Raw genomic sequence first — 10,260 nt, 5'->3', positions numbered from 1 at the left:
AGGCCTCCCTCGTCGGCCTGACCCGCGAGGGAGGCCTTGCGGCCGGGCAGGGTCGAGAGGGCGGTGACCTCGGGGGCCTTCTCGATTGCGGGGAGGGCGCGCGATGCGCCCGGGGCGGAGTCGAACGACACCGTCGCCATGGCTCAGGACCTTAGGAAGCTGGAACGGCTCTCATATAGGCGCAATCGGGCGGGAACGCGACCGCACACCGGAATGGGAGACCTCCGAAGCCGGCTCAGCCCCGCAACTCCTCCTCCAGGAACGCCCGCACCTCCGCGGAATCGATCCCCGGCGCGATGAAGCTCTGGCCGATGCCGCGGGCGAGGATGAAGGTGAGCTGGCCGTCGCGGACCTTCTTGTCCTGGGCCATGGCGTCGAGGAGCGCCTCCGGGTCGCCGCAGCCGCCCGGCACCTGCTGCAGGCGGGTCGGCAGGCCGGCGAGCGCGAGATGGTTGGCGACGCGGCCCGCATCCTGGCCGGGGCAGAGGCCGAGCCGGGCCGAGAAGCGGAAGGCCAGCGCCAGCCCGATCGCGACGCCCTCGCCGTGGACGAGGCGGGCGGCGTCGTAGCCGGTCAGCCGCTCCAGGGCATGGCCGAAGGTGTGGCCGAGATTGAGTAGGGCGCGCTCGCCGTCCTCCCGCTCGTCGCGGGTCACGACGCCGGCCTTGGCGCGGCAGCAGGCGGCCACCGCCTCGTCGCGCTCCGGGCCGCCGGAGAAGATGCCGACCCAGTTCGCCTCGCACCATTCGAAGAAGTCGGCATCCCCGATCAGGCCGTACTTGGCGACCTCGGCGTAGCCCGCCCGCATCTCGCGCTCCGAGAGCGTGTCGAGGGTCGCGGTGTCGGCGAGCACGAGCCGCGGCTGGTGGAAGGCGCCGATCAGGTTCTTGCCGAGCGGCGAATTGATGCCCGTCTTGCCGCCGACCGACGAATCAACCTGGGCGAGCAGGGTCGTCGGAACCTGGAGGAAGCGGACGCCGCGCCGCAGGGACGCCGCCGCGAAGCCGGCGAGATCGCCGACCACGCCGCCGCCGAGCGCCACGACGAGGTCGCCGCGCTCGATCCTCTGGGTCAGCAGCCCGTCGCAGACGCGGGCGAACTCCGCATAGCTCTTCGAGGCCTCGCCCGGGGGCACGGTGGTGATCCCGCAGCGCAGGCCGGCCGCCTCCAGGCTCGCCCGCACCCGCGCGCCGTAGAGGCCGGCGACCGTCTCGTCGGTGACGATGCCGGCGGCCCGGGCGCCGAGATCCCGCGCTTCCGCGCCCACGGCGTCGATGAGGCCGCGGCCGATCCGGATGTCGTAGTCGCGCCCGCCCGAGAGGGGAACGTTCACGCGTGAGGGTTGTTGCTTCATGGAAAATGTCAAATGTTGCGTCTGGGCCACGCGGGACGGATTGATGTGGACGTCGAGCGCTTCCATCACGTCTTCCACCACGCGGTCGTGGGAGACGTCGCGGGACAGCACCGTGACGTCGGCCTGGGCATAGACCGGATGGCGCACCTCCATCAGCGCGCGCATGGTCGCCTCCGGATCCTCGGTCTGGAGGAGGGGGCGCGTGTTGCGCTTGCGCACGCGGCGCATCAGCACCTCGAGATCGGCCTTGAGCCAGACCGAGAGGCCGCCCTCGGCGATCCGCGCCCGCGTCGCCTCGCGCATGAAGGCGCCGCCGCCGGTGGCCAGCACCATCGGCCCCTCGCGCAGCAGGCGCGCGATCACGCGCTCCTCGCCCTCGCGAAAGCTCGCCTCGCCGTAGATCGCGAAGATGTCGGCGATGGTGAGCTTGGCCGCCGCCTCGATCTCGTGGTCGGCATCCTTGAACATCAGCCCGAGACGGCCGGCGAGGCGGCGTCCGACCGTGCTCTTGCCCGCTCCCATGAGGCCGACGAGCACGATCGACCGGGCTCCAAGGCCGCGGCGCAGGCGTGCTTCGATCGGTTCGCCGGGCGGTGGCGCCGGCGGCAGGGGCAGGGTCATCGGGCGGTCATAGACGGTTTTGCGGATGCGGCGAAGCGTCGGCTATCGCCGTCCACGCCGCGCCGGAAGCCCCTCGATCGCGCTCTGCGTGTACGCCAACCGAGATCCGCACAAAAACCCGGACCGGGAGGGGTTGCAAAGTGGCGCGTGGACGGGAAGGCTCGTACGCGAGCGCGTGGGACGGCACCGCTCTCGATCAGGCTTGCCTGGTCGAGTGCCCCCACGCTGGTTGTCTCAGTGCCAGGAAAGTCATGTCGCCGTACGGATCTGTCTCCCTTCCCGTCACCCGAACCGACACCGAGAGGGAGGCGAGCGATCCGATCTCCGATCCGCGTGTCGGCCCCCCCCGCACCCCGCGGCTCAGCGGCCCCGCCGCCCGCGCCAGGCCCACGCCGGTCTCGACGGATGCGCGGCTGCTGGCCATCGCCACGGAGCACCTGACCCGGCTCGGCCCCAAACGGGTGACGGTGGTGGCGGTCGCGGCGGAAGCCGGCATGACCCATGCCAACGTCTACCGCTACTTCCCCTCCAAGGACGCTCTGCTCGACGCGGTCGCCGGGCGCTGGCTGCGCGACCTCGAGACCGAGCTCGCCGGCATCGCCGACGCGCCCGATCCGGCCGACGACAAGATCGAGCGCTTCATCAGCGCGCTGGCCAACGCGCAGAGCGAGATGCTGACCCGCGAGCCCAACCTGTTCGCCGTGCATCTCGATGCCACCGTCGCCTCGCGCCCGATCGCCCGCCGCCATCGCGTGCGGTTGCGCGCCCTCGTCGAGCGCGTGGTCGAGGAGGGGATCGGCACCGGCGTCTTCGCCGCCCGCGACCGGGAGCGGGCCATCGCCGTCATCTTCGACGCGAGCTACCGCTTCACCCACCCGGTGGCGATCCAGCACGACGCGGACGTGCCGCGCGACCTCCTCGACGCACGGCTCGGGGCGGTGATCCAGTCGATCCAGCGGGCCCTTCGGACAGGCACATTCTGAATACCGGATACGGTCCAGCTGCTGCGTCGCGGCGCGGCACGGTTCACATCCAATGACAGATCGAAAATCCTGTCACCAACCCCTTGCCGGCTGTCTTTTGCCGCCGATCGGGCCTTCAACCGTCTGTCACCAATCGTTTTTTCTGAAAAGCTCCCCGCCTCCGAAGGTTCTCCGGCCTCGATCCGGCCCCGCCGACCCGGACCTTCGTCGGGTTGAAGCCCTGTGGCTTTTCCGCCAAACACCGCCCCCATCAGAATTGATCGGCGAAGGTTCGGCCGCAGCGCACCATCCGTGACGTCGCTGACACGTTTTTCCGAACCGTCGCGAATTCCGACCGGAGGCTAGACCATCCATGGCACGCAGCAAGATCGCGCTCATCGGAGCCGGGCAGATCGGCGGAACGCTCGCCCATCTCGCGGGCCTCAAGGAACTCGGTGACGTGGTGCTGTTCGACATCGTCGACGGCGTGCCCCAGGGCAAGGCGCTCGACATCGCCGAGTCCGCGCCGGTCGACGGCTTCGACGCCAAGTATGCGGGCGCCAGCGACTATTCCGCGATCGCCGGTGCCGACGTGGTGATCGTGACGGCAGGCGTGCCGCGCAAGCCGGGCATGAGCCGCGACGATTTGATCGGAATCAACCTGAAGGTGATGGAGGCGGTCGGCGCCGGCATCAAGGAGCACGCCCCCGACGCCTTCGTGATCTGCATCACCAACCCGCTCGACGCGATGGTCTGGGCGCTGCAGAAGTTTTCCGGGCTGCCCACCCACAAGGTCGTCGGCATGGCCGGCGTGCTCGACTCCGCCCGCTTCCGTCACTTCCTGGCGGAGGAGTTCGGGGTCTCGGTCGAGGACGTCACCGCCTTCGTGCTCGGCGGCCACGGCGACGACATGGTGCCGCTGACCCGCTACTCGACGGTGGCCGGCGTACCGCTGACCGATCTGGTCAAGCTCGGCTGGACCACCCAGGAGAAGCTCGACGCCATGGTCGAGCGCACCCGCAAGGGCGGCGGCGAGATCGTCAACCTCCTCAAGACCGGCTCGGCCTTCTACGCGCCCGCCGCCTCCGCCATCGCCATGGCCGAGAGCTACCTGCGCGACAAGAAGCGGGTCCTGCCCTGCGCCGCCTATCTCGACGGCCAGTACGGCATCGACGGCCTCTATGTCGGCGTGCCGGTGGTGATCGGCGAGAACGGCGTCGAGCGCGTCCTCGAAGTGACCTTCACCGACGACGAGAAGGCGATGTTCGAGAAGTCGGTCAACTCCGTGAAGGGCCTGATCGCGGCCTGCCAGGGCATCAACGACAAGCTCGCCTAACGCTCCGTCCGGTTCGGCGGCGGGGGGCTGACGCCGCCCGCTCGGCCCCCTTCCTTGCCCGTCCGACGAGGTCTCGATGAACATCCACGAATACCAGGCAAAGGCTGTCCTCAAGGAATTCGGCCTGCCGGTCTCCCGCGGCGTGGCGATCTTCAAGCCGGACGAGGCGGCGGCGGCGGCCGACGCGCTCGGCGGGCCGGTCTGGGTGGTGAAGTCGCAGATCCACGCGGGCGGGCGCGGCAAGGGCACCTTCAAGGGCGCGCCCGCGGGCGCCAAGGGCGGCGTGCGCGTCACCAAGTCCAAGGACGAGGTGGTGCAGTTCGCCTCCGAGATGCTCGGCGCGACGCTGGTGACGGTGCAGACCGGCGAGGCCGGCAAGCAGGTCAACCGCCTCTACATCGAGGAAGGCGCCTCGATCGCCGCCGAGTTCTACCTGTCGATGCTGGTCGATCGCGAGACCGGCCGCGTCGCCTTCGTCGTCTCGACGGAAGGCGGCATGGACATCGAGCAGGTCGCCCACGACAGCCCTGAGAAGATCGTCACCTTCTCGGTCGATCCGGCCACCGGCATCATGCCCCATCACGGCCGCGCGGTGGCCAAGGCGCTGGGCCTTTCCGGTCCCCAGGCCAAGGAAGCCGGCGCGCTGACGGAGAAGCTCTACGCGGCCTTCACGGCCAAGGACATGAGCATGCTGGAGATCAACCCGCTGGTGCTCACCGGCGACGGCCATCTCAAGTGCCTCGACGCCAAGATCTCCTTCGACTCGAACGCCCTCTACCGCCACCCCGACATCGTCGCCCTGCGCGACGAGACCGAGGAGGACGCCAAGGAGATCGAGGCCTCGAAATACGACCTCGCCTACATCGCGCTGGACGGCACCATCGGCTGCATGGTGAACGGCGCAGGGCTCGCCATGGCGACCCTCGACATCATCAAGCTCTACGGCGAGGAGCCGGCGAACTTCCTGGACGTCGGCGGCGGCGCCTCCGAGGAAAAGGTCACGGCGGCGTTCAAGATCATCACCGCCGACCCGCAGGTGAAGGGCATTTTGGTCAACATCTTCGGCGGGATCATGAAGTGCGACGTCATCGCCCGCGGCGTGCTCGCGGCGGTGAAGGCGGTCGGCCTCGAAGTGCCGCTCGTGGTGCGGCTCGAGGGCACCAATGTCGAGGAGGGCAAGGAGATCATCCGGAACTCCGGCCTCAACGTGATCCCCGCGGACGATCTCGACGACGCCGCGCAGAAGATCGTCGCCGCGGTGAAGAAGGGCTGAGGCGATCGCGGGAGGCCATGATGACCACCACGCTCACGATCACGCTTGAGAGCCATGTCATGGCCCGACTCCAGACGCTTGCCGACGAGCGTCATGAGTCGGTTCATGACCTCGCCGTCGAAGCGATCGAGAGCGTGGTTCGACGTCAGACCGACAAGGCGCGGAAAAGACTCCTCGATCTCATCGACGCCTCGCAGGGCGAGATCGGGCCGGTCACGTGGAAGCGGGACGAACTCCATGACCGTTGACTGCTTCCTCGACACGAATGTGCTGGTCTACGCGGTCTCGGGCGCTCCCTCCGAAACCGAGAAGAAGGCGCGTGCCCGCGAACTCATCGCGCGTCGGCAGTTCGGAACGTCGGGCCAAGTGCTGCAGGAATTCTTCGTCACCGTCACGCGCAAGATCAAACAGCCCCTCTCGATCGAGCGCGCGATCGAAGTCGTCGACGCGTTCGACGATCTGCCCTGCGTCCCGATCGATCCGCAACTCGTGCGAGAGGGCGCTTTGCGGGCCCAGAAGCATCAGATTTCCTACTGGGACGGCGCCATCGTCGCCGCAGCCGAACGACTCGGGGCAACCATCCTCTACAGTGAAGACCTCAACGACGATCAGGCCTACGGCTCGGTTCGCGTCGTGAACCCCTTCCGAAGCCATTCATAGAAAGACGGCCGCAGGAGCCCGAATGTCCATTCTCATCGACCAGAACACGAAGGTCATCTGCCAGGGCTTCACCGGCAAGAACGGCACCTTCCACTCCGAGCAGGCCATCGCCTACGGCACCAAGATGGTCGGCGGCACGAGCCCGGGGAAGGGCGGCGCGACCCATCTCGGCCTGCCGGTGTTCGACACGGTGGCCGAGGCCCGCGAGGCCACCGGCGCCACGGCTTCCGTCGTCTACGTGCCGCCGCCCGGCGCGGCCGACGCGATCTGCGAGGCGATCCAGGCCGAGATCCCGCTGATCGTCTGCATCACGGAGGGCATCCCGGTGCTCGACATGGTGCGGGTCAAGCGCGCGCTGGAGGGCTCGAAGTCGCGGCTGATCGGGCCGAACTGCCCCGGCGTCGTCACCGCGGGCGAATCGAAGATCGGCATCATGCCGGCCAACATCTTCAAGCCGGGCTCCGTCGGCATCGTCTCGCGCTCCGGCACGCTGACCTACGAGGCGGTGTTCCAGACCACGGTCGAGGGGCTGGGCCAGACCACCGCCGTCGGCATCGGCGGCGACCCGGTCAAGGGCACCGAGTTCATCGACATGCTGGAGCTGTTCCTCGCAGACGAGAAGACCCAGTCGATCGTGATGATCGGCGAGATCGGCGGTTCGGCCGAGGAAGAGGCGGCGCAGTTCCTGGCCGACGAGGCCAAGCGCGGGCGCAAGAAGCCGATGGTCGGCTTCATCGCCGGCCGCACGGCCCCGCCCGGCCGCCGCATGGGGCATGCCGGCGCCATCATCTCCGGCGGCAAGGGCGGCGCCGAGGACAAGATCGCGGCGATGGAGGCGGCGGGCATCCGCGTGTCGCCGTCGCCGGCCCGGCTCGGCCGCACCCTGGTCGAGGTGCTGAAGGGTTGAGCCGGTCTGTAACCGGGATCCGCGCGGCTGTGTTGCACCGCACGCACGCTCGGGCGACCCATATGGGAGACGATGCCGGGACGCGTCCGCGCCCCGGCCGGATCCGGCGGCGCGAAGCGGGGCTCTGACGCTCCGCTCGGGACGCGCGCCGGATCGGACACGACGCGGCGGCAGGCCCGAGACGGCGCCGCCCGAGCGGTAGGACAGGCAGCGATGGCACGCCAGGACGCGAACGAAGCGCTTCTCCAAACCTCCTTCCTCTACGGCGCGAACGCCGCCTGGATCGAGGAATTGCAGGCGGCCTATGCCCGCGACCCGAACGCGGTCGATCCCGAGTGGCAGCGCTTCTTCAAGGAGCTGGGCGAGGACGACGCCCTGGTGAAGAAGAACGCCGAGGGCGCCTCCTGGGCCAAGCCCAACTGGCCGGTCCCGCTCAACGGCGAGATCGTCTCGGCGCTCGACGGCAATTGGGGGGCCCTGGAAAAGGCGCTCGGCGAGAAGATCCAGGCCAAGGCCCAGCCCGGCAAGCCCGGCGATTCGGCCAAGGGCGCGGCGATCGTCGCCGCCACCGGCGTCTCGGTCGAGCAGGCCACCAAGGATTCCGTGCGCGCGATCATGCTGATCCGCGCCTACCGCATGCGCGGCCACCTGCACGCCAAGCTCGACCCGATCGGGCTGGCGCCCCGCGGCGACCACGAGGAGCTGCACCCGCAGCATTACGGCTTCCAGGAGAGCGACTGGGACCGCAAGATCTTCCTCGACAACGTGCTCGGCATGGAATTCTCGACGATCCGCGAGATCGTCGGCATCCTGGAGCGCACCTACTGCCAGACGCTCGGCGTCGAGTTCATGCACATCTCCGATCCCGAGGAGAAGGCGTGGATCCAGGAGCGCATCGAGGGCAAGGACAAGGAAATCTCGTTCACGCCGGAAGGCCGGCGCGCGATCCTGAACAAGCTGATCGAGGCCGAGGGCTTCGAGAAGTTCCTCGACCTGAAATACACCGGTACCAAGCGCTTCGGCCTCGATGGCGGCGAGTCGATGGTCCCGGCTCTGGAGCAGATCATCAAGCGCGGCGGCGCGCTCGGCGTCGAGGAGATCGTCCTCGGCATGGCCCATCGCGGCCGGCTGAACGTGCTCACCAACGTGATGGCCAAGCCGTTCCGGGCTGTGTTCCACGAGTTCAAGGGCGGCTCGGCCTCTCCCGCGGAGGTCGAGGGCTCGGGCGACGTGAAGTACCATCTCGGCGCCTCCTCCGACCGCGCCTTCGACGACAACACCGTCCACCTCTCGCTCACCGCCAACCCGTCCCACCTCGAGATCGTCGATCCGGTGGTGCTGGGGAAGGTGCGGGCCAAGCAGGACCAGAAGGCCAAGCCGAACGTCGAGCGCCGCAAGGTGCTGCCGCTCCTGATCCACGGCGACGCGGCGTTTGCCGGCCAGGGCGTGGTGGCGGAGTGCTTCGGCCTGTCGGGCCTCAAAGGGCACCGCACCGGCGGCTCGATCCACTTCATCATCAACAACCAGATCGGCTTCACCACCGACCCGCGGTTCTCGCGCTCCTCGCCCTATCCGTCCGACGTGGCGAAGATGGTCGAGGCGCCGATCTTCCACTGCAACGGCGACGACCCCGAGGCCGTGACCTTCGCCGCCAAGGTCGCGACCGAGTACCGCCAGAAATTCGGCAAGCCGGTCGTGATCGACATGCTGTGCTACCGCCGCTTCGGCCACAACGAGGGCGACGAGCCGGCCTTCACCCAGCCGAAGATGTACCAGCGGATCCGCAAGCATCCGACCGCGCTGGAGACCTACGGCAAGAAGCTCGTCGCGCAGGGCGACGTGACCCAGGAGCAGCTCGACGCGCGCAAGGCCGAGTTCCGCTCGATGCTGGAGGGCGAGCTCGACGTCGCCGGCGGCTACAAGCCGAACAAGGCCGACTGGCTCGACGGGCGCTGGTCCGGCTTCAAGGCGGTGCGCGAGGACGTGGACGATCCCCGCCGCGGCCGCACCGGCGTGCCGGTGGAGACCCTGCGCGACATCGCCACGCGGATCACCACGCCGCCGCCGGGCTTCCACCTCCACCGCACGATCCAGCGCTTCTTCGACAACCGCGCCAAGGCGGTCGAGACCGGTGTCGGCATCGACTGGGCGACGGCGGAAGCGCTGGCCTTCGGCTCGCTGCTGATCGAGGGCCACCGTGTCCGCCTCTCGGGCCAGGACGTGGAGCGCGGCACCTTCTCGCAGCGCCACGCCGTGGTGATCGATCAGGAGAACGAGCAGCGCTACACGCCGCTCAACTCCGTGCGCGAGGGGCAGGCGAGCCTGGAGGTCATCAACTCGATGCTCTCCGAGGAGGCGGTGCTCGGCTTCGAGTACGGCTACTCGCTGGCCGAGCCGAACTCCCTGGTGCTGTGGGAGGCGCAGTTCGGCGACTTCGCCAACGGCGCGCAGGTGGTCATCGACCAGTTCATCAGTAGCGGCGAGCGCAAGTGGCTGCGCATGTCCGGCCTCGTGATGCTCCTGCCGCACGGCTATGAGGGCCAGGGACCGGAGCACTCCTCCGCCCGTCTGGAGCGCTATCTCCAGATGTGCGCCGAGGACAACATGCAGGTCGCCAACTGCTCGACGCCGTCGAACTACTTCCACATCCTGCGCCGCCAGCTGAAACGCGACTTCCGCAAGCCGCTGATCCTGATGACGCCGAAATCGCTGCTGCGCCACAAGCGGGCGGTCTCCAAGATCGAGGAGATCGCGGAGGGCTCGACCTTCCACCGCATCCTGTGGGACGACGCCGAGCACGACGACAGCGGCGTGAAGCTCACCCGCGACGACAAGATCCGCCGCGTCGTGCTGTGCTCCGGCAAGGTCTACTACGACCTCTACGAGGAGCGGGAGAAGCGCGGCGTCAACGACGTCTACCTGATGCGCGTCGAGCAGCTCTACCCGTTCCCGCTGAAGGCGCTCGCCAACGAGATGAGCCGCTTCCGTAACGCGGAGGTGGTGTGGTGCCAGGAAGAGCCCATGTTCTTGGGCTCGTGGTCCTTCGTCGAGCCCTATCTCGACTGGGTGCTGGGCCAGGCCGGCTCCGCCTCGAAGCGGCCCCGCTACGTCGGGCGTCCGGCCTCCGCCTCGACCGCGGTCGGCCAG

The 10,260-nt window shown here is 68.6% G+C and carries 8 protein-coding genes and 1 pseudogene; 7 read left to right on the top strand and 2 right to left on the bottom strand.

The genetic code is table 11. From position 1 onward, the window contains the following. Both MFF42_RS15570 and aroB read right to left on the bottom strand, forming a co-directional pair. A pseudogene (locus MFF42_RS15570) lies at positions 1 to 140 on the bottom strand (dual-specificity RNA methyltransferase RlmN); the annotation flags it as partial. A 95-nt stretch (positions 141 to 235) separates the two neighbouring features. After that, positions 236 to 1,975, bottom strand: a complete 1,740-nt coding sequence (aroB, locus tag MFF42_RS15565) for a 3-dehydroquinate synthase (RefSeq protein WP_238256555.1) — start codon at positions 1,973 to 1,975, stop codon at positions 236 to 238. Positions 1,976 to 2,226: 251 nt separating this feature from the next. On the opposite strand from aroB, the gene MFF42_RS15560 reads away from it, so the two are divergent. The 7 genes from MFF42_RS15560 to MFF42_RS15530 all read left to right on the top strand — a co-directional run. Then, positions 2,227 to 2,958 (top strand): TetR family transcriptional regulator, encoded by a 732-nt coding sequence (locus tag MFF42_RS15560; protein ID WP_238256554.1) that lies wholly within the window; start codon positions 2,227 to 2,229, stop codon positions 2,956 to 2,958. A 352-nt stretch (positions 2,959 to 3,310) separates the two neighbouring features. Further along, complete coding sequence (mdh, locus tag MFF42_RS15555; RefSeq protein WP_238256553.1) at positions 3,311 to 4,273, top strand: malate dehydrogenase; 963 nt, start codon at positions 3,311 to 3,313, stop codon at positions 4,271 to 4,273. Positions 4,274 to 4,349: 76 nt separating this feature from the next. After that, positions 4,350 to 5,546, top strand: a complete 1,197-nt coding sequence (gene sucC / locus MFF42_RS15550) for an ADP-forming succinate--CoA ligase subunit beta (protein WP_238256552.1) — start codon at positions 4,350 to 4,352, stop codon at positions 5,544 to 5,546. A 20-nt stretch (positions 5,547 to 5,566) separates the two neighbouring features. Next, positions 5,567 to 5,794: a hypothetical protein gene (locus tag MFF42_RS15545; RefSeq protein WP_238256551.1), complete on the top strand. Its 228-nt coding sequence runs from the start codon at positions 5,567 to 5,569 to the stop codon at positions 5,792 to 5,794. Then, entirely contained in the window at positions 5,784 to 6,206 is a 423-nt protein-coding gene (locus tag MFF42_RS15540) for a PIN domain-containing protein (protein WP_238256550.1), read from the top strand. The genes MFF42_RS15545 and MFF42_RS15540 overlap by 11 nt, the downstream gene beginning before the upstream one ends. A 22-nt stretch (positions 6,207 to 6,228) precedes the next feature. After that, positions 6,229 to 7,113, top strand: coding sequence for a succinate--CoA ligase subunit alpha (sucD, locus tag MFF42_RS15535; RefSeq protein WP_238256549.1), 885 nt, complete (start codon positions 6,229 to 6,231; stop codon positions 7,111 to 7,113). Positions 7,114 to 7,326: 213 nt separating this feature from the next. Beyond that, the coding region (locus MFF42_RS15530; protein WP_238256548.1) for a 2-oxoglutarate dehydrogenase E1 component at positions 7,327 to 10,260 on the top strand (2,934 nt) is incomplete at its 3' end.

Source organism: Methylorubrum podarium (genome assembly GCF_022179745.1).
Lineage (GTDB): Bacteria > Pseudomonadota > Alphaproteobacteria > Rhizobiales > Beijerinckiaceae > Methylobacterium > Methylobacterium podarium.
Note: the sequence above shows the minus strand (reverse complement) of the source record. Positions and strands in the feature narration are given on the sequence as shown.